The sequence below is a fragment of the Pseudomonas sp. TZ252 genome, assembly GCF_056110345.1.
In genome coordinates this window covers 5,722,846-5,743,624 of sequence record NZ_CM148566.1, presented here as the reverse complement: position 1 = coordinate 5,743,624, position 20,779 = coordinate 5,722,846, and the positions used below count along the sequence as shown (strand labels likewise).

The window sequence follows — 20,779 nt, the reverse complement described above, 5'->3', positions numbered from 1 at the left end:
GATGGCCATCGTCCTTTCCCCGCTGCACCGCCGCCGCCTCGCCGCGTTCCGCGCCAACCGCCGCGGGCGCCTGGCCCTGCTGCTGTTCCTCGCGCTGTTCGTCACCTGCCTGTTCGCCGAGCTGATCGCCAACGACCGCCCGCTGCTGCTGGAATACCGTGGCCAGTGGTTCCTGCCGGTGCTGCGGGACTATCCGGAAACCGCCTTCGGCGGCGAGCTGCCGTTCCCGCCGGACTACCGCGGCCGCTTCATGAGCGAACGCATCGCCCGCGACGGCTGGGCGCTGTGGCCGCCGATCCGCTTCGACGCGCGCAGCATCAACTACGCGCGCCCGGCGCCGGCGCCGCCCTCGGCGGAGAACTGGCTGGGTACCGACGACCAGGGCCGCGACGTGCTCGCGCGGGTGATCTACGGCTTGCGCCTGTCGATTCTCTTCGCCCTCGGCCTGACCCTGGCCTCGTCGTTGCTGGGAATCTGCGCAGGCGCGGTGCAGGGCTACTACGGCGGCTGGATCGACCTGTTCGGCCAGCGCTTCATCGAGGTCTGGTCGGGTCTGCCGATGCTTTACCTGCTGATCATCCTCGCCAGCCTGGTGCAGCCCGGGGTCGGCTGGCTGCTGGCGATCATGCTGCTGTTCTCCTGGACCAGCCTGGTCGACGTGGTTCGCGCCGAGTTCCTGCGCGGTCGTCACCTGGAGTACGTCAAGGCGGCGCGAACCCTCGGCCTCGGCGACGCCGGGGTGATGTTCCGGCACATCCTGCCCAACGCCATGGTCGCGACCCTGACCTTCCTGCCGTTCCTGCTCTGTGGCGCGGTGACCACCCTGACCGCCCTGGACTTCCTCGGTTTCGGCCTGCCGCCCGGCTCGCCGAGCCTTGGCGAACTGGTCGGGCAGGGCCGCGACAACCTCCAGGCGCCCTGGCTCGGGCTGACCGTGTTCGTGGTCCTGGCGACCTTGCTCAGCCTGCTGGTGTTCATCGGCGAAGCGGTGCGCGACGCCTTCGATCCGAGGAAATGAGATGAACCGGGAACTGTTGCGAGTGGAAAACCTGAGCGTCGCCTATGGCGACACGCAGGTCGTGAAGGGGATCGACTTCAGCCTGCGCGCCGGCGAGACCCTGGCCCTGGTCGGCGAGTCCGGCTCCGGCAAGTCGCAGACCGCCCACGCCCTGCTGCGCCTGCTGCCGGGCGCGGCGCGCCTGGGCGGCAGCGTGCGCCTGGACGGCGAGGAACTGCTCGCCCTGTCGCCGCAGGCATTGCTGGCGATTCGTGGGCAGCGCATCGGCATGGTGTTCCAGGAGCCGATGACCTCGCTCAATCCATTGCAGCGCATCGGCCGCCAGGTCGGCGAGGGCCTGCGCCTGCATCGCCGCCTGCGTGGCGCCGCGCTGCGCGGGCGGGTACTGGAACTGCTCGAACTGGCCGGCCTCGAGCAGCCGCGACGCCTGGTCGAGGCCTATCCGCACCAGCTCTCCGGCGGCCAGCGACAGCGAGTGATGCTGGCCATGGCGCTGGCTTGCGAGCCGCAACTGCTGATCGCCGACGAACCGACCACGGCTCTCGACGTCACCGTGCAGAAACGCCTCCTGGAGCTGCTGCAAAGCTTGCAGCGACGGCTGGGCATGGCGATCCTGCTGATCAGCCACGACCTCAACCTGGTGCGCCGGGTCGCCGATCGGGTCTGCGTGATGCGCGATGGCCAGATCGTCGAGGAGAGCGCCTGCGAGACGCTGTTCCGCTCGCCCCGGCATCCCTACACGCGCCTGCTGATCGAGGCCGAGCCGGGTGGGCTGGCGGAGCCGGTGGCGTGCCGCGAGACCTGCCTGGAGGTGCGCGCGCTGAGCCTCGACTACCCCGCGCCCGGCGGCTGGCTGCGCCGGCGCGCGGGACTGCGCGCGGTGCACGAGGTCAGCCTGCGGCTGCGCCGTGGCAGCACCCTGGGGATCGTCGGCGAAAGCGGTTCGGGCAAGTCCTCCCTCGGCCAGGCGCTGCTGCGCCTGTTGCCGGCCGAAGGGCAGATCCTGTTCCAGGGCGAGCGCCTCGACCGGCTGCACGGCAAGCGCCTGTTGCCATTGCGCCGGCAGTTCCAGGCGGTGTTCCAGGACCCCTACGGCAGCCTCAACCCGCGCCTTAGCGTGGAACAGATCGTCGGCGAAGGCCTGCGTATCCATGGCATCGGCGATGCCGGCGAACGCCGCGCGCGGGTGCTGGAGGCACTGCGCGAGGTCGGTCTCGACGAGCCTTGCCTGGAACGCTATCCCCACGAGTTTTCCGGCGGCCAGCGCCAGCGCATCGCCATCGCCCGCGCGCTGGTGCTGAAGCCGGCGCTGATCCTGCTCGACGAACCGACCTCGGCGCTCGACCGCAGCGTGCAGTGCCAGGTGGTCGAGCTGCTGCGTCGGTTGCAGCGTCGCCACGGGCTGAGCTACCTGTTCATCAGCCACGACCTGGCCGTGGTACGCGCCCTGGCCCACGACATCCTGGTGCTCAAGGACGGCCGGGTGGTGGAGCAGGGCAGCGCCGCTGCGCTGTTCAGCCAGCCGCGCCACCCCTATACCCGCGAGTTGCTCGGGACGATGCCGGCGCTGCGCCTGGAAGAGCACCTGCGGGTGGCCGGGTTGGGAATCTGAGGCGGGAAGCCATGCAGACTCTAAGGATGTTCCGAAAGGTTCTTTCCAGACGCCCCGGCGCTTTTCTTAAGATCGTCCTGCGGGCCCGTCAGGGACAAGGAGCCATGTCGGCTTCCGGGTCCGTCCGATCGATTGGGGGAATGCGATGAGTTCGTTACCGTTGTACTTCGATTACGCCGCCACCACGCCCGTGGACGAGCGCGTGATCCGGGCCATGGTGGAGTGTCTCGGCTACCAGGCGTGTTTTGGCAATCCCGCGTCGAACTCCCATGCCTACGGCCGCCAGGCGCGGCGGGTGGTGGAGCGGGCCAGGGAGCAGGTGGCCGCGCTGGTCGGCGCCAGCGCCGGGCAGATCGTCTGGACTTCCGGCGCCACCGAATCCAACAACCTGGCCCTCAAGGGCGTGGCCCAGGCGCTGGACGCACCCGGCCACCTGATCACCAGTCGCCTGGAGCACAAGGCGGTGCTGGACACCGTGCAGCAACTCGCCGATGACGGCTGGAGCGTGACCTGGCTGGCGCCCGGCACCGATGGCCTGATCCGGCCGGAACAGGTGGAGGCGGCCTGGCGCGCCGATACCCGCCTGGTGTCGCTGATGCGGGTCAACAACGAACTCGGCACCCTGACCGACATCGCCGCCATCGGCGAACGGGTGCGCGAGCGCGGCGCGCTGTTCCACGTCGACGCGGCGCAGGCCAGCGGCAAGGTGGCGATCGACCTGGGCAGCCTGGCGGTGGACCTGATGTCGTTCTCCGCACACAAGACCTACGGGCCCAAGGGCATCGGCGCGTTGTACGTCGGGCCGCGCGCCGAGCGCCGGCTGAAGGCGCAGATCCACGGCGGCGGACACGAGCAGGGCCTGCGTTCCGGGACCCTGGCGACCCACCAGATCGTCGGTATGGGCGAGGCCTTCGCCCTCGCCGGCGAGCTTTTCGAGGAGGAGGGCAGGCGCATCGCCGGACTCCAGCGGCGTCTGCTGGAGGGGCTGGCGCAGATCGACGGCTGGCGCCTGAACGGCAGCGCCGACGCACGCATCGCGCATACCCTGAACCTGACCTTCGACAACCCGGCCTTTGTCCCCCAGGCACTGGAGTCCAGCCTGGCGGTGTCCAGCACCTCGGCCTGCAACTCGGCGCGGCCGGCTCCGTCCCACGTGCTTCTCGCCCTCGGCCACGATGCCGCCAGCGCTGGCCGCAGCGTGCGCCTGAGCCTCGGTCGCTACACCCGCGAGGCCGACGTCGACGCGGCGGTGGCCGCCCTCAAGGCCGCGGCGGATAGTGGCGCGCCGGCGTGGCAGCCGTTCCTCGGGGTATCCAGGGCAGGCTGAGCGGCCGGCTCGACCCGCCCTCGCCGAAGCCAGGGGCTGCGGATAACCGCGAAGCGGTTATTCGCCCTGCGGCTCCAGGGGCTTTTCGTCTTTGCCGCCATTTCCCGGCAATGTGCGCTTGGCGGATCATCCAGGTTGGGTATCATGCGTCGCCATTCCCATCCACCGCCGACGGAAGTCAGGCTTTGCCTGCGTGAGCCCAATGGACGATCTCTCCCCCGATTCCGCCTTGCCGCCTGCCGGCAGCGCCCAGGACAACGACGCGCCGCGCCAGTTGGTGGTCTGCATCGACGGAACCTCGAACCGCTTCGGCGACCAGCCGACCAACGTGGTGCGCCTGTACCGCTCGCTGTCGCGCGATCCGCGCAGGGTGCTGGCCTACTACGACCAGGGCGTCGGCACCTTCGGCCTGAAGGAAACCCTGTTCGAGTGGCAGAAGTTTCCCTCGCGGATCGCCGGCCTGGCCTTCGGCTGGGGGCTCAAGCGCAACGTCGAGGGCGCCTATCGCTTCCTCGCCGAGCACTACCGGCCCGGCGACCAGATATTCCTCTTCGGCTTTTCCCGCGGGGCCTACGCGGTGCGCGTGCTGGCCGCGATGCTGCGCGCGGTGGGCCTGATCGATGCGCACCAGCCGCACCTCTTCGACTACGCCTGGACCCTGCTCACCACCCGCATGCCGCCCCGCGACGAAGACAAGCGGGCCGGCACGCGTCGCCGCGGACCGGACTTCGGCCTGCTGGGACGCTTCCGCAAGGTCTTCGGCCGGCAGGTGAAGGTGCACTTCCTCGGCCTGTTCGACACCGTGACCTCGGTGGGCTGGGTCTACGACCCGCTGACCGTGCCGTATTCCTCGAACAACGAAATGGTCGACGTGGTCCGCCAGGCCCTGGCCATCGACGAATGCCGCTGCTTCTTCCGGCAGAACCTCTGGTTCGGCGAGAAGGACCGCAAGTCCGACGTGTTGCAGGTGTGGTTCCCCGGCATGCACTCCGATGTCGGCGGTGGCTATGCGCCGAAGGACTCGCGGCTGGCTCTGGTGGCCTTTACCTGGATGCTCGGCGAGGCGCTGGAGGCCGGCCTGCATGTCGACCCGGCGCGCAGCCGCGACCAGTTGCGCGCACGTTCGAAGCAGGGCCCGGACCCGACCGCGCCGATCCTGCCGGTGATGACCCGGCCCTGGCGCCTGGCCGAGTGGCTGCCGCTGCTGGTCTGGGACCGCCGCAGCGGCAACCGCGCCTGGCGCTGGTCGCGTGGCCGGCCGCGCTCGCGGCCGCTGGAACCGGTCGGGCAGGAAACCCGGGTCAAGCTGCACCGTTCGGTGCAGCGGCGGCTGGACGAATGCCCCGACTACCGGCCGTGCAACCTGCCAGCGCTGGAACGCTGCGACCTCATCGACGATTCGCCGTTGCTCGACGGCTACCGCTAGCGGCTGGCCGCGATCGCGTTCAGAACCACATGCGGATACCGGCGACGAAGCGCGCCTCGTCGTCGTCCTCGCCCTCGGCGCGGGCCAGGTCGGCGCTGTTGCCGTAGGAGCGGTTCCAGGTCACCCCGATGTAGGGCGCGAACTCGCGACGGATCTCGTAGCGCAGGCGCAGGCCCAGCTCGCTATCGGCAAGGCCCGAACCGATGCCGCGGGCGGGATCGTTCCTGCCGTACAGGTTGACCTCGGCGCTGGGCTGGAGGATCAGCCGGTTGGTCAACAGGATGTCGTACTCGCCCTCCAGGCGCAGCGCGCTCTGGCCGTTCTCGCCGAGGAAGGCGGTGACTTCCGCCTCGAAGTCGTAGAGCGCCAGGCCCTGCACGCCGAACGCCGCCCAGGTCTGCGGCGAGCCGGGCTTGAAATCCTGGCGCACGCCGGCGACCAGGTCCCACCAGGGACCGATGGCGTGCCCGAACAGCGCCTGGACCTCGGCGTCCTCGGTCTTGCCGTCGAGCCGTTCGCCTTCGCTGCGCAGCCACAGGCGGTTGATGTCGCCGCCGATCCAGCCGCTGGCGTCCCAGGCCAGCGCGCTGCCGTCGTCGGCGTCCTGGTATTCCAACTGGTCGAGCAGGAAGAAGCTGTTCAGCGCGCTGTCGTGCACCTTGTGCCCCTCCAGCGGCGGAAAGGCGGCACGGCGGTCGGCCTCGGTCGGCACCGGGATCGGCGTACGGCTCTGGCTGGGCGCGGCCTGCGCCGGAGGTTGCCGCGCAGCGCGGCTCATCCCCGGCATCCGGCCATGGTCCATTCCCTGGTGCTCCATGGGCTGTGCCGGGGCGGGCGATGCGGTGCCGTGGTCCATCCCCGGCATCCGGCCATGCCCCATCCCCTGGTGGTCCATGGGTTTCGCCGGGGCGGAGGTCCTCTGGCCGTGGTCCATGCCAGGCATCGCGCCGTGGTCCATGGCCGAGTGGTCCATGCCATTGTCCTGCGCGGCCTCGACGGGATTCGGCAGGCCCAGCAGCAGACCCAGGGCGAGGGCACCGCCGGCCAGGCGGGCGGGTTTCGGCTGGCGGCTCATGCGTTGTCTCCTTCGTCTACCCGCACTTCGCGGAACATGCCCATCTCCATGTGGAACAGCAGGTGGCAGTGATAGGCCCAGCGTCCCAGGGCGTCGGCGGTGACCCGGTAGCTGCGGCGGGTGCCCGGCGGCATGTCGATGGTGTGCTTGCGCACCAGGAAATTGCCTTGCTCGTCCTCCAGGTCGCTCCACATGCCGTGCAGGTGGATCGGGTGGGTCATCATGGTGTCGTTGACCAGGACGATCCGCAGGCGCTCGCCGTAGGTCAGGCGCAGCGGCTCGGCGTCGGAGAACTTGATGCCGTCGAAGGACCAGGCGAACTTCTCCATGTGCCCGGTCAGGTGCAGCTCGATGGTGCGCCCCGGTTCGCGGCCGTCCGGGTCGGCGAAGCGGCTGCGCAGGTCGGCGTAGGTCAGCACCCGCCGCCCGTTGTCGCGCAGCCCGAGGCCGGGGTCGGCGAGCTTCGGTGTCGGCGTCATGGTCTGCATGTCGACCAGCGGGTTGCCGTCCTCCGAAGCCGGATGGGACTGCATCGGCATGGCGCCCATGCCCATCCTGGAATGGTCCATGCCGTTCATGTCCATGCCGGCCATCTTCGAATGGTCCATGCCATTCATGTCCATGCCGGCCATCTTCGAATGGTCCATGCCATTCATGTCCATGCCGGCCATCTTGGAGTGGTCCATGCCGTTCATGTCCATGCCCGACATCTTCGAATGGTCCATCTCGCTGGCGGGCCTCGTCGCCGCGCCATGCCCCATGGCGCCGTGGTCCATGCCGCCCATGCCCATGTCGTCCATGCCGATCAGCGGGCGCGGATCGGGCGTCGGCACCGGCGCGCTAAGCCCTTCGGCCAGCGCCAGGGTGCCGCGGGCGTAGCCGCTGCGGTCCATGGACTGGGCGAAGAGGGTATAGGCGCGCTCGCCGCCCGGTTCGACGATCACGTCGTAGGTCTCGGCCACGGCGATGCGCAACTCGTCGACGCTGACCGGCTCGACGTGCTGTCCGTCGGCGGCCACCACGGTCATCTTCAGGCCGGGAATGCGGACGTCGAAATAGCTCATCGCCGAGGCGTTGACGAAGCGCAGGCGGAGCTTTTCGCCGGGGCGGAACAGGCCGGTCCAGTTGCCGTCCGGCGGCTGTCCGTTGAGCAGGTAGGTATAGGTGTAGCCGCTGACGTCGGCGAGATCGGTGGGACTCATCTTCATCTCGGCCCACATCTTGCGGTCGGCCAGGGTCGCGGCCCAGCCGTTGGCGCTGACGTCGTCGATGAAGTCGCCGACGGTGCGCTTGTGGAAGTTGTAGTAGTCGGACTGCTTCTTCAGCTTGGCGAGGATGCGCTGCGGCTTCTCGTCCGACCAGTCGCTGAGCAGCACCACGTAGTCGCGGTCGTAGCTGAACGGTTCCGGCTCGCGGGCGTCGATCACCAGGGCGCCGTAGACCCCGGCCTGCTCCTGTAGCCCCGAGTGGCTGTGGTACCAGTAGGTGCCGTTCTGCCGGACCTTGAAGCGGTATTCGTAGAGACCGCCGGGAGCGATGCCCTCGAAGCTGAGGCCCGGCACGCCATCCATGTTGGCCGGCAGGATGATGCCGTGCCAGTGGATCGAGGTGTCCTCGGCGAGGCGGTTGCGCACCCGCAGGGTCACGTTGTCGCCTTCGCGCCAGCGCAGGGTCGGGCCGGGCAGCGAACCGTTGATGGTCATGGCGGTGGCCGGCGAGCCGCTGAGGTTCACCGGGGTCTCGCCGATGAACAGGTCGAAACTGTCGCCGGCGAGCAGGTTCTGCTGGCCCGGCCCGGCCAGGGCCCAGGCCGGGGCGCGCCAGAGACCCAGTCCGCCGAGCAGACCGGTGGCGGCGAGGCCTTTGACGAAGGTGCGTCGCGAAGTTCTGTGCATCCGCTGGTTTCCACGCAGGTGGCAGGACGGACTGCGCGAGCCTGCGCAGCCGGGAGGTCGCGGCCCCGCCAGGGCGGTGCGGCGATGCGGACACCCTAGCGGCGCGAGCCTGTCGGCAAGCTGTGGGGAAGATTACAGTGCTGTCAGCTCAGCGCGGCGGGTTCACCAGGTGGCGGTCGAAACCGCGCGCCACCAGGCGTTCCCAGGCGTCCATGACCTGCGCCGGGATCGGGCAGGCGACCTGGAAGCCCAGCGCCGGGTAACGCATGATGCGGTCAAGGTCGCCGACCATCTCGTCGATCACCCCGAGTACGCCGACCAGGTTCGAGATGCCGTCGGGAAATGCGTAGTCGGGCGCATCCACGTGTCCCTCCAGACCCGGCCAGCGGACCGGCAGGGTCAGCGCCACGCGGCGGATCGAGTTGGGCTTGGTGACGAAGGTCGCGCGGCGCAGGTCGGGGAACAGCTCGCGGGCGAAGGCGATGTTCTCGGCGAAGTTGGTCGCCCGCGGCTCGATCACGATGAGGCTGTCGCTTACCCCGCGCGCCCTGGCGTGGCGGGCGAACAGCTCGGCTTCCGGCTCGACCCAGAGATGGCGCGTCCAGTGCCCGGTGTTGCCGGTGAACAGCAGGCGTTCGGCGAGGCCGCGTTCGAGCAGTTCGCAGGCGTGGTCGCAGACCCGCAGGTCGTAGGAGCCGCATACCACCAGCAGTTCGCAGGGCACATGGCAGCGGCCCTGGCCGAGGAAGTCCCAGAGCAGCCGGGCATCTTGCAGGGTCGGGCTCATGGGACGCCAACGCTCCTCTCGCTGCCGGTCGTGGCGGGGTGCCGATGCTGGCAGTACAGCCGGTCGTCTTCGCGGAAGATCCGTAGCTCGCGGAAATCCCGGACCGACCAGCGCGCGCCGGCGGCGAGCAGGCCGCTCTCCTCGCCGATCGCCACGCAGGTCGCGCCGGCGGCACAGGCGGCCTGCACGCCGCTGAGGGAGTCTTCGAACACCAGGCAGCGCGACGGTGCCACGCCGAGCCTGGCCGCGGCCAGGCGATAGCCATCCGGAGCCGGCTTGCCGTGGACCACGTCGTCGCGGCTGACCAGGGTGCGGAACGCCGCCTGCAGGTCGTGCTGGCGCAGCACGTGGTCGATGCGTGCCGGCCAACTGCTGGTGACCAGCGCCAAGGGCACGTCCAGCCAACGCAGCTGGCGGATCACCGCGGCGACGCCGGGCAGCAGGGGACAGTCGGCGCCTTCCTCCAGCGCATCGACCCGTTGCTTGAGGATCCGCCGGCGCTCCATCGGCAGGTGGCCGAACAGATAGTCCAGGGTGTAGCCGCCCGGGCGACCGTGCACGTGGTCGCGCAGGCAGTCCGGGCCGAGCGCCACGCCCTGTTCGCCGGCGACCCGGCTCCAGGCCGCGGCGATGGCTTCGCGGGAGCTGATCAGGACGCCGTCCATGTCAAACAGAACGGCTGAAAACGCTAGTCGATGCATCTCGGGCACTCTGTAGGGCAAGCCAGACCAGGACCGCGCCGCCGAGGGCGAACAGCGCCATGATCAGATAGGACCACTGCGGCAGGCCTTCGTACAGCCAGCCGGCGGCCGGACTGGCGAGGCCCATGGGCAGCGCTACCGCCAGAGAGTAGTAGATCCCCTGGGTCAGTACCCGCGCGCTTTCCGGCGCGTGGTCGCGGATGTAACGCATCACCGCGGCGTGGTAGGCGGCGAAGCTGAGGGCGTGCAGGCACTGGCCGAGGAGGATCGCGGCGAGGTGTTCGCTGCCGGCCAGCAGGCCCCAGCGCAGCGCCGCGCAAAGGCTGGAGAAGAGCATCACCTGGAGCGCCGGGTGGCGGTCCAGGATGCGGTTGGAGACGGCGAAGAAGCTGATCTCGGCGATCACCGCCAGGCCCCAGAAGGCGCCGACCGAGAACGACGAGTAGCCCAGCGTCTGCCAGCCCAGCGAGGCGGTGGTGAAGTACAGCGAGTGGCTCAGCTGGATCATTCCCGCCGCGGCGATGGCCAGCAGCAGGGGGCGTTGCCGGAGGATCCCGCGCAGGTCGGGACGGCGCCTGGCGCCCGGCAGCGGCGAGTCCGGACGGCGCAGGCTGCGGCGACGGAGGAACAGGCAGGCCAGCGCGGTGAGCAGCATCGTCAGGCCGACCAGGGCGGGCACCAGTTGCTGGCCGAACCGACCGAGCAGCAGGCCGCCCAGGGTCGCGGTGAGGATGAAGGCCAGCGAACCGACTGCGCGTACCCGCCCGTAGTTCTGCAGGGCGGCCTTGTCGCGCTTGAGCAGGTAGGATTCGGTGAGCGGCAGCACGCTGGTCCAGAATGCGCCGTAGAGCACGCTCAGGGCGATGAACAGGGGCAGGCCCTCGGCCAGCTGGAACAGCAGGGCGCAGGCGCCGGCCAGGGCCGCCAGCAGGGTCGCCAGGCGCAACTGGTCGATGCGCCAGTCGGCCACGTAGGTCAGCGCCACCCCGGCGATCACCTGCGGCCAGTAGGCCGCAGCGATCAACAGGCCGATCTGGCTGGCGCCGAAGCCCAGGCTGGCCAGCCAGGTCGGCCAGAACGGATAGATCAGCCCCTCGGCGGCGAAGTAGCCGGAAAAGATCAGGTACATGCCGGTTCCCGCGTCGCCGTGCCGGTTCGCTGCGGTTTGCGCCTCACTCGAAGCGCGCCCTGGCGAAGGCGTTCTCGCCCTTGCGCCAGACCAGCAGGGACTCGCCCAGCACCACCAGGTCGACCATGCCGTCCTCCAGCGCGCCGAGGGCGTCCTGCGGGGCGCAGACGATCGGTTCCTCGTGGCGGTTGAAGGAGGTGTTGATCAGCGCCGGCTGGCCGCTGCGGGCATGCCAGGCATGCAGCAGGGCGTGCATGAACGGATCGGCCTGCGGCCGGATGATCTGCGGCCGGGCGGTGCCGTCGACATGCACCACTGCCGGGCAGCGCTCGCGGAAATCCGCATGGCAGTCGTAGGTCATGGTCATGTAGTCGGCCGCCACCTGGTCTTCACGCCAGCCAACGTAGCAAGCCTCGGCGTGTTCTACCGCGGTGACCGGGGCGAATGGCATGAACTCGGTGCGTTCCATGCGCTGATTGAGCCAGTCGTTGGCGCTGGCATCGCCGGGATGGTAGACGATGCTGCGGTTGCACAAGGCGCGCGGGCCGAACTCCATGCGGCCCTTGAACATGCCCAGCACCTGGTTTTCCCGCAGCGCTTCGACCAGCGTCTCGATCAGGTTGGCCGGCCGGCTGTAGGCCAGCTGCGGGTACTGGCTGGCGATCAGCTCGGCATTCTGCGCGGCGCTGCGCGCGTCCGGCCCGAGGGCCATGCTCGGCGCCGGGAAGCGCGTACCGTTCTCGCGATAGGCCACCGCCACCGCCGCGGCCAGGGCCAGGCCGCCGTCGCCCATGCAGGGCAGCACGTAGACATCGCGGACCCCGGGGATCTCGCGCAGGCGCTGGTTCAGCTTGACGTTGCCGAACACCCCGCCGGCCAGGCACAGGTTGGCGCAGCCGGTGCGCGCCACGTGCTCCCGGGCGATGGCCACCAGCAGGTCTTCGGAGTGCCGTTGCGCGGCGGCGGCGACATCCGCCGGGCGTTCCGCCGCGCAGCGTTGCAGCAGCGGATCGCTGTAGCCGTCGTAGGAGGGCAGGTACAGTTCGCCGCAGCGGGCGCGCAGGCGGCCGTTCTCCAGGCGGATCATGTCGTTCATCAGCGGCAGCAGCTTTTCCGCGTCGCCGAACGCCGCCAGGCCGGTGATCTTGCCTTCGTGGCGGTTCGGCTTGAAGCCGAGCAGGCGGGTGATGCGCCCGTAGAAGTAGCCCAGGCTGTCGACGCTGGTCTCGCGTTGCAGGACCGCCTCGCCGCCGTCGGCGCGGTAGTGGGTGACGGTGAGCGACTGGAAGTCGCCGCGGCCGTCGCAGGTGAGGGTCAGCGCCTCGTCGAACGGCGAGCAGACGAACGCGCCGAGGGCGTGGCATTCGTGATGGTCGATGTACTCGACCTTGCCGCGCAGGCCGTTGGCGCGGACGAAGGCATCGAATTCGCCGCGCTTGGCCTTGTCGTTGGCCATTTCGTCGGCGATCCGCTTGCGCAGGTGCGGCAGGCCCTCGGGACGCTCGCGGGCTTCCTCGAGGACCCGGTCCAGATAGAGGTCGAGGTGCCGCCCGGCGTCGAACCCGGCGTTCCAGCCGTAGGCGATGCGGTCGATGTCGGCCAGGTCGATGCCGGCCTCGCCGAGCACATAGTCGATGGAGCGGCTCGGCCAGGCCTTGTGGTCCTTCTGGCGGGTGAAGCGCTCCTCGCTGGCGGCGGCGACGATCCCGCCGTCGCGCACCAGGCAGGCGCCGGCCAGGTCGTTGTTGGTGATCCCGAGAATGATCATGCGGTGTCCTCTTGCGCGAACGGGTGGGGGGCGAGAGGCGTAATAGGTTGCATGGCACCGGGAGCCCAACAACCTGCCAGATCTGGTCGCCTGCGAAATCTGGCAGGGCTACCGGATCTGGTAGCTGGACAGCCGTCGACGGGCTTGCCGGCCATACCGGCCGGGCGCCCGCGCCGGCATCAGAAGCTGTAGCTGAGGCGGCCGAACAGGATGCGCCCGTAGGGATCGGTGTAGCGCGGGTCGTAGCCGCTCTGGAAGGTGTAGGTCTGGTTGCTGAACGGCGGTTCGCGGTCGAACAGGTTCTTCACCCCGAGGGTCAGCCCCAGCGCGTGGCTGAGGCGGTAGCTGCCGGCCAGGTCCCAGAGGTTCCACGAGCCGACCTTGCCGTGGCTGGCGCGGTCGTAGTCGTTGTAGCCGCTGGTGTAGCGGTTGCTCAGGGTGGCCTGCCAGGCGTCGCGGCTCCAGGTGGCGTTGGCGACGTGCTTCCAGCGGGCGATCACGCCGACGCCCTGGAAGTCGCCGACGTTGTCCAGGTACTGGCCGCCGATCTGCTGCTGGAAGTCGTAGCGGGACACGTAGGTGCCTTGCAGGTCGAGCCCGAACTGCCCGTAGCGGCTGGCCGGGAAACGATAATCGAGGCTCAGGTCGACGCCGCTGGTCTTTACCTTGCCGAGGTTGGCCAGTCCGGTGACGACGTGATCGATCGAGCCGTCGGCCTTGCGCACGATGCGTCCGGCGTAGGCCTGCGGGTCGGCGAAGATCGCCGCTTCGGGAAACTCGGCGATCTGGTTGGCGATCCTGATCCACCAGAAGTCCAGGCCGACGGAAAGGTCGCGCAGCGGCTGGTAGACCAGGCCCAGGGTAACGTTGCGCGCGGTTTCCGGTCGCAGGTCGGTATTGCCGCCGGTGGCGTTGTAGAACTGCTGGGCGCAGTCGCGGTTGGCGATGCCGCCCTGGCTCGGCTGGCCGCCGGCGCACAGGCGCGGGTCGTCGTAGTTGGCGCTGGTATAGGTGGTGAAGGTCGGGTTGTACAGTTCGTACAGCGACGGCGCACGGAAACCTTCGCTGTAGGCGCCGCGCAGGACCAACTGGCGGAACGGCTGGAAGCGGAACGAATATTTCGGGTTGCTGGTGCTGCCGAAGTCGCTGTACTTGTCGTGGCGGATCGCCGCGCTGAGTTCCAGGCTGTCCAGCACCGGCACGTTGAGTTCGGCGTACTGCGCCTTCAGGTTGCGCTCGCCGCTGACCGTGGCGGCGGGATCGACGCCGAGGCTCTGCACGTTGCCGGCGAAGTCCTGGATGTCCTGGTGGAACGCTTCCTTGCGGAACTCGCCGCCCAGCGCCAGGGCCGCCGGCCCGGCGCCGAACCAGTCGCCGATCTCCCGGCTGGCGCGGGCGTCCAGGCCCTTGACGCGGCCGACCGAGGTACGGAAGTCGCCGCTCAGGGCATGGCTGCCGAGGTAGGCGAGGCCGGCGTCGGTCTGCGGCCCGAACGGGTTCAGCGTCCCGTTGGCGATGCCGAGGGCGGCGGCGCGATCATCGACGTAGCCGCTGTGGATATGGTCGACCACCTTGTTCTGGTTGTACGAGGCGCCGATATCGTAGTCCCAGCCGGCGAACTGGCCGTCGAAGCCGAGCAGCAGGCGCTGGCCGGTGTTCTGCGAGGATTGCAGGCGCGGCCCGAGCACGCTCTGCCGCCAGTTGACCTCCACCGGCCGGCTCGGGTCGAGGACGAAGCCGCCGGGACCGGGAGTGATGCCGTTGCCGGGATAGAAGGCGGTGCCGGGATCGATCTGCAGGCCGGTGAGGGTCCCTGGGCCGACCTGGGTAGCGTTGTCGTTGCGCGACCAGAAGTACTCCAGGCTGACGTTGTGCTCGTCGGCCAGCTTGCCGGTGGCGCGGCTGAACACCGAGGTCTTCTCGGTTTCCGGCACCAGGTCGAGGTAGCGCCACAGGCTCTGCCGGCAGATGCCGTTGCGCGGAATCAGGTCGGCGCCCTTGCAACCGCGCGCGGCCAGCGGATTGCTGGCGTTGGCGCCCTGGCTCCAGTTGCCGGGGAAGGCGGTTCCGGAACTGTAGTCGAGGCCGCGTCCCGGCTGGTAGTTGTAGGTGTAGCCACGGTCCTTGGCGCCGAGGCGCTCCTGCTTGTCGTAGTTGGCCACCGCGAAGACATTGAAGCGATCCTCCTCCAGCTCGCCGAAGCCCCAGCTAGCGCTGACGTTGCGCTGGTTGCCGCCGCCGTCGTGGGTGGGGGAGGCGTAGCCGCTGTCGAAGCGGCCTTCGTTCAGGCTCTTGCGGGTGATGAAGTTGATCACCCCGCCGATGGCATCGGTGCCGTACAGCGCGGAGGCGCCGTCGCGCAGCACCTCGACCCGGTCGATGGCGGCGAAGGGAATGGTGTTGAGATCCACCGCGGAGCCGTCGATGGCATTGTTCGCCAGGCGCCGGCCGTTGAGCAGCACCAGGGTCTTGTTCGCGCCGATTCCGCGCAGGTCGGCGAACGAGGCGCCGCCGGTGGCGCTGCCGACCGAGCGACTGGAGTTGTATACGCCCTGGTTGCCGGAAAGCCGGCCGATCAGTTCCTCGGTGCTGGTCACGCCCTGTTGGCGCAGCTCCTCGGCGCGCAGGACGCTGATCGGCACCGCGGTTTCCGCATCGACCCGGCGGATCGCGCTGCCGGTCACCTCGATTCGTTGCAACTGGACCGTGGGCGGGTCGACAGGCGCCTGTTCCTCCGCCGCGGCGGCGCTGCCGGGAGCGAGCTGCAGGGCCAGCAGCAGGGCGGCGCCCAGCGGCGCGTCGGTGTGGAGCGATCGGTGCATGGTCGGGGCATCCCTTGTTCCGGTGTGTCCAGGGATGTCCGTCGAGCCGGGGGATTTTCCAGGGACGGCTTAGACCTTTGCGCCATGAGTTTATGTCCGCTGGGAACAAGCCCTGCCGTCGCGCCTTTCGTCGGCGGGCCGGAGCGGCAGAACCAGTCCCCTCTGCCGAGGTCGAAAAGCAGGCGTCGCGGCGGTGCTGCGGCGTCCTTTCTTCAGCTACATTTTTCTTTCAGCAGTCGTTCCCATCATCCAGGGCAGCACCCAAGGGGCAGATCATGGCTCGCACCACTCCCATCGAGCTTTATCGCAACATCGGCATCGTCGCCCACGTCGACGCCGGCAAGACCACGACGACCGAGCGGATCCTCTTCTACACCGGCGTCAACCACAAGATGGGCGAGGTCCATGACGGCGCGGCGACCATGGACTGGATGGTCCAGGAGCAGGAGCGCGGCATCACCATCACCTCGGCGGCGACCACGGCCTTCTGGCAGGGCTCGACCAAGCAGTTCCCGCACCGCTATCGCTTCAACATCATCGACACCCCCGGCCACGTCGACTTCACCATCGAGGTGGAGCGCTCGCTGCGCGTGCTCGATGGCGCGGTGGTGGTGTTCAGCGGCGCCGACGGAGTCGAGCCGCAGTCCGAGACGGTCTGGCGCCAGGCCAACAAGTACCATGTGCCGCGCCTGGCCTACGTCAACAAAATGGATCGCCAGGGCGCCGATTTCCTCCGCGTGGTCGCGCAGATCAAGCAACGCCTGGGCCATGTCCCGGTGCCGATCCAGTTGGCGATCGGCGCGGAGGAAAACTTCAGCGGGCAGATCGACCTGGTGAAGATGAAGGCCATCTACTGGAACGATGCCGACCAGGGCACCAGCTACCGCGAGGAGGAGATCCCGGCGGAGCTGCGGGCGCTGGCCGAGGAGTGGCGGGCGCACATGGTCGAGGCCGCCGCCGAGGCCAACGACGAACTGATGAACAAGTATCTGGAAGGCGAGGAACTGAGCATCGAGGAGATCAAGGCCGGGCTGCGCCAGCGGACCCTGGCCAACCAGATCGTACCGGCGGTGCTCGGCTCCTCGTTCAAGAACAAGGGCGTGCCGCTGGTGCTCGACGCGGTGATCGACTATCTCCCGGCTCCGTCGGAAATCCCGGCGATCAGGGGCACCGACCCGGACGACGAAGAGAAGCACGACGAGCGCCATGCGGACGACGACGAGCCTTTCTCGGCGCTGGCGTTCAAGATCGCCACCGACCCCTTCGTCGGCACCCTGACCTTCGCCCGCGTGTATTCCGGGGTGCTGACTTCCGGCGACGCGGTGCTCAACTCGGTGAAAGGCAAGAAGGAGCGGGTCGGGCGGATGGTGCAGATGCACGCCAACCAGCGCGACGAGATCAAGGAAGTGCGCGCCGGCGACATCGCCGCGCTGATCGGCATGAAGGACGTGACCACCGGCGACACCCTGTGCGCCATCGACAAGCCGATCATCCTCGAACGCATGGACTTCCCCGATCCGGTGATCTCGGTGGCGGTGGAACCGAAGACCAAGGCCGACCAGGAGAAGATGGGCATCGCCCTGAGCAAGCTGGCCCAGGAAGACCCGTCGTTCCGCGTGAAGACCGACGAGGAGACCGCGCAAACCATCATTTCCGGGATGGGCGAGTTGCACCTGGACATCATCGTCGACCGCATGCGCCGCGAGTTCGGCGTCGAAGCCAATATCGGCAAGCCGCAGGTGGCCTATCGCGAGACCATCCGCAACACCTGCGAGATCGAGGGCAAGTTCGTCCGCCAGTCCGGCGGCCGCGGCCAGTTCGGCCATTGCTGGATCCGCTTCGCTCCGGCCGATGAGGGGCAGGAAGGCCTGGAGTTCCACAACGAGGTGGTCGGCGGGGTGATTCCCCGCGAATTCATCCCGGCGATCCAGAAGGGCATCGAGGACCAGATGCAGAACGGCGTGCTCGCCGGCTACCCGCTGATCGGCCTGAAGGCGACGGTGTACGACGGCTCCTACCATGACGTCGACTCCAGCGAGATGGCGTTCAAGATCGCCGCCTCGATGGCCACCAAGCAACTCTCGCAGAAGGGCGGAGCGGTGCTCCTGGAGCCGGTGATGAAGGTCGAGGTGGTGACCCCGGAGGACTACATGGGCGATGTGATGGGCGACCTCAACCGCCGGCGTGGCCTGATCCAGGGCATGGAGGATACCCCGGCGGGCAAGGTGATCCGTGCCGAGGTCCCGCTGGGCGAAATGTTCGGCTATGCCACCGACGTGCGCTCGATGTCCCAGGGGCGCGCGAGCTACTCGATGGAGTTCGTTCGCTATGCCGAGGTACCGGCCAGCGTGGCCGAGGCGATCGTCGCCAGGCAGGGCCGCTGAGAGCCGCCGCGCGCCGCCGAGGCCAGCGGCGGCGCGCGCCTTTGCGGGAGCGGCAGCCGCATCTTCGGCGCCGATGCGCTTGCCAAGCGGGGTTTTTGACGCCCCCTGGATGCTTAACTATAAGACAGTGACCAAGGCCCGCACCTATACGGTCACAAGGATGGCGAATCGATGCTTGCTTCAGCGATTGCCAGCGGTACCGCAGTCTCCCAGGTCTCCAAGCATCTCCTAATGTTCCTGGCCGCCCTTTTCCTCGCCCTCGGTGCATGCGGCTGGGCGATCCTGCACATCGCCAGGCACCAGGACGACATCGCCATCGAGCAGAGCCATTTCTACGTGGAAAAGGCGCTGCAGAATCGCCGGGAAAATTCCGAGCAGTTCTCCACCACCTATTCCTTCTGGACCGACGCCTACGTCTATCTGGGAAACCGGGTCGACGTGGACTGGGCCTTCACCAAGAACAACCTCGGCTCGGTGCTCTACACCACCAATGGCTACGACGGCGTCTTCGTCATCGACGACCGTGGCACTCGCTACGCCATGCTCGAGGGCGAGCTTTCCGAACGCTCGCTGGCCGACTCGCTGGGCGCCGATGCCGGAGACATCCTCAGCGCCGCCCGCCGCGCCGCGGTGGACGAGGCGGCGATCAGCCGCTACGTCGACTTCGACGGCGCACCGGCGATCCTGGTCGCCTCGGCGATCAAGCCCACCAGCGATCATGCGCCCATCGACCTGGCCAAGGCCTCGGTGATGGTCTTCGTCGACCGGCTGACCCCGGTGAAGCTGGCCAAGCTCGGCGGCGACTACGGCATCGCCAACCTGCACCTGCTGGCCGGCGGCGCGGCGGGCGACAAGGAAAGCCTTGCCCTGGAGGGCACTCCCCATCGCCTGGCCTGGGTGTCGTCGCGTCCGGGTAGCGCCATGCTGCGGGAGACCGCGTTGCCGCTGCTGGGAATCTTCGTGCTCGCCGCCGGGCTGCTGTTCTGGCTGAGCCGCAGCGCCGTGCTCAACGCCCGCGCGGTGGATCGCCAGCAGAAGGTCCTGAAACGCAGCAACCAGGCCCTGCTGGCCAGCGAGGAACGTTTCAAGTCGATAGCCGAGGCGGCCTCGGACTGGATCTGGGAAGTCGACGGGCATTTCGTCTTCACCTATCTCTCCGTGCGCTTCCGCGACGTCACCGGCTACCAGCCGGAGGCCTGGATCGGGCGGCGGCTGGACGAGTTGCTGGATAGCGATACGGTGAACATCGTCAAGTGGCTGGAAGGGCTGCCCGATGCCGGTGCGCCGTCCAGCCTGGTCTGCGCTTTCCGCGACAGCCAGGGCCAGGCGCGGGTCGGCAAGCTGAGCGCCAGCGCGATCCGCAACGGCGTCGCCAGCGGCTATCGCGGCACGGCGGCCGACATCACCGACGAGGTCGAAGCCCATGCGAAGATCCAGCATCTGTCCCTGCACGATGCCCTGACCGGCCTGCCGAACCGCAACAAGCTGTTCCAGTTCCTCGAACGCCTGCTGGCGGAAAAGGCTGGCAAGTCGCCGGTAGCGGTACTGATGCTCGACCTCGACCGCTTCAAGCCGATCAACGACCAGCACGGCCATCCCGCCGGCGATGCGGTGCTCTACGCCATCGCCGAACGGCTGCGCGCCTCGACCCGCGACCAGGACATGGTTGCCCGGCTCGGCGGCGACGAGTTCGTGGTGGTCAGTACCCACGTGTCGTCGAAGCTGGAAATCGAGAAGTTCTGTAGCCGGCTGATCGACGTGATCAACCGCGAGGTCGCCTACGAAGGGCACAGCTTCCATGTCGGCGCCAGCATCGGCGTGGCCCTGGCGCCGGAGCACGGCGGCGATCCGCGCGGCCTGCTGCGTTGCGCCGACGTGGCGATGTACGAGGCCAAGGCCGCGGGGCGCAATACCTGGCGTTTCTACTTGGAAGCCATGGACTCCCATCTCGCCGAGAAGAAGCTGCGCGAGACCGAGTTGCGCGCCGCCTTGCAGAACGGCGAGTTCGAGTTGTACTACCAGCCGCGTTTCCTGGCGCAGGAACAGACGATCGCCTCGGCGGAGGCGTTGATCCGCTGGAACCATCCGCGCCGCGGGCTGATCGGCCCGGACGAGTTCATCGGCCTGGCGGAAGAAAGCGACCTGATCGTACAGATCGGCAACTGGGTGCTGCGCGAGGCCTGCGCCACCGCCGCCAGCTGGCCAGGCGAGGTGATGGTCTCGGTGAACGTGTCGCCGGCGCAGTTCATGACCGGCGATATCGTCTGGCAGGTGCGCGAGGCCCTGCGCCTGGCCCGCCTGGATGCTCGCCGGCTGGAGCTGGAAGTCACCGAGAACGTCATGCTCAACGATGTCGATGGCGCGCTGCGGACCATGACGGCCCTCAAGGAGCTGGGCGTCCGCCTCAACATGGACGACTTCGGTACCGGCTATTCCTCGCTCGGCTACCTGCGCACCTATCCCTTCGACAGCATCAAGATCGACAAGCGCTTCGTCGCCAGCATGGAGAAGACCGGGCGCGACCGTTCGATCGTGCAGGCCATCATCAATCTCGGCAACGCCCTGAACCTGCGGGTCACCGCCGAGGGCGTGGAGACCGAAGGGCAGATGCACATCCTGCGCGACGAGCAATGCCACGAACTGCAAGGGTTCCTGCTCAGCCGGCCGCTGGATGCGCAGCGCCTGCGCGATCTGCTGGAGCGCGAGGCGGGGCAGACCCAGGCGCCCCAGGTTTCCGCCGAAGGCCATGCTGCGCGCCGGCCTTGAGCGGGCGTCAGAAGGGCGCACGCGGTGCCTCGGCGGCCCTCGGTTCAGCGATCGCCCTGCGTATGGTTC

13 protein-coding genes are annotated in these 20,779 nt (G+C 68.5%); 6 read left to right on the top strand and 7 right to left on the bottom strand.

The annotated features are described in order from the left end of the window. Position 1 precedes the first annotated feature (1 nt). The 4 genes from ACYAF3_RS26495 (at position 2) to ACYAF3_RS26480 (ending at position 5,383) form a co-directional block, all read left to right on the top strand. Positions 2-1,018, top strand: a complete 1,017-nt coding sequence (locus tag ACYAF3_RS26495; protein WP_078452246.1) for an ABC transporter permease — start codon at positions 2-4, stop codon at positions 1,016-1,018. Between the two features lies 1 nt (position 1,019). After that, on the top strand, positions 1,020-2,630 hold the full coding sequence (locus ACYAF3_RS26490) for an ABC transporter ATP-binding protein (RefSeq protein WP_034056723.1): 1,611 nt from the start codon (positions 1,020-1,022) through the stop codon (positions 2,628-2,630). Between the two features lie 145 nt (positions 2,631-2,775). Then, positions 2,776-3,957, top strand: a complete 1,182-nt coding sequence (locus tag ACYAF3_RS26485; protein ID WP_034056724.1) for an aminotransferase class V-fold PLP-dependent enzyme — start codon at positions 2,776-2,778, stop codon at positions 3,955-3,957. 202 nt (positions 3,958-4,159) lie between these two features. Beyond that, a complete protein-coding gene (locus tag ACYAF3_RS26480; RefSeq protein WP_003088736.1) occupies positions 4,160-5,383 on the top strand; it encodes a DUF2235 domain-containing protein in 1,224 nt (407 codons plus the stop codon). 19 nt (positions 5,384-5,402) lie between these two features. Here the strand turns inward: ACYAF3_RS26480 and ACYAF3_RS26475 are convergent, their stop codons facing one another. From ACYAF3_RS26475 to ACYAF3_RS26445, 7 genes are all read right to left on the bottom strand, one after another. Continuing rightward, positions 5,403-6,458 (bottom strand): copper resistance protein B, encoded by a 1,056-nt coding sequence (locus ACYAF3_RS26475; protein WP_003088738.1) that lies wholly within the window; start codon positions 6,456-6,458, stop codon positions 5,403-5,405. Beyond that, positions 6,455-8,353, bottom strand: coding sequence for a copper resistance system multicopper oxidase (locus ACYAF3_RS26470; protein WP_019726143.1), 1,899 nt, complete (start codon positions 8,351-8,353; stop codon positions 6,455-6,457). Before ACYAF3_RS26470 ends, ACYAF3_RS26475 begins: the two co-directional genes overlap by 4 nt. 148 nt (positions 8,354-8,501) lie before the next feature. After that, positions 8,502-9,140, bottom strand: a complete 639-nt coding sequence (locus ACYAF3_RS26465) for a YdcF family protein (protein ID WP_003088740.1) — start codon at positions 9,138-9,140, stop codon at positions 8,502-8,504. Continuing rightward, complete coding sequence (locus ACYAF3_RS26460) at positions 9,137-9,805, bottom strand: HAD family hydrolase (RefSeq protein ID WP_010794115.1); 669 nt, start codon at positions 9,803-9,805, stop codon at positions 9,137-9,139. Before ACYAF3_RS26460 ends, ACYAF3_RS26465 begins: the two co-directional genes overlap by 4 nt. 1 nt (position 9,806) lies before the next feature. Continuing rightward, a complete protein-coding gene (locus ACYAF3_RS26455; protein ID WP_003114866.1) occupies positions 9,807-10,970 on the bottom strand; it encodes an MFS transporter in 1,164 nt (387 codons plus the stop codon). A 43-nt stretch (positions 10,971-11,013) separates the two neighbouring features. After that, positions 11,014-12,738 carry a carbamoyltransferase family protein gene (locus tag ACYAF3_RS26450; protein WP_003103653.1) on the bottom strand — a complete coding sequence of 575 codons (1,725 nt, stop codon included), beginning with the start codon at positions 12,736-12,738 and terminating at the stop codon, positions 11,014-11,016. A 179-nt stretch (positions 12,739-12,917) separates the two neighbouring features. Continuing rightward, complete coding sequence (locus tag ACYAF3_RS26445; RefSeq protein ID WP_105579258.1) at positions 12,918-15,560, bottom strand: TonB-dependent receptor; 2,643 nt, start codon at positions 15,558-15,560, stop codon at positions 12,918-12,920. Between the two features lie 275 nt (positions 15,561-15,835). On the opposite strand from ACYAF3_RS26445, the gene fusA reads away from it, so the two are divergent. Both fusA and ACYAF3_RS26435 read left to right on the top strand, forming a co-directional pair. Further along, positions 15,836-17,944, top strand: a complete 2,109-nt coding sequence (gene fusA / locus ACYAF3_RS26440) for an elongation factor G (protein WP_003118529.1) — start codon at positions 15,836-15,838, stop codon at positions 17,942-17,944. A 171-nt stretch (positions 17,945-18,115) separates the two neighbouring features. Continuing rightward, complete coding sequence (locus tag ACYAF3_RS26435; RefSeq protein ID WP_023112977.1) at positions 18,116-20,710, top strand: bifunctional diguanylate cyclase/phosphodiesterase; 2,595 nt, start codon at positions 18,116-18,118, stop codon at positions 20,708-20,710. Positions 20,711-20,779: the final 69 nt, after the last annotated feature.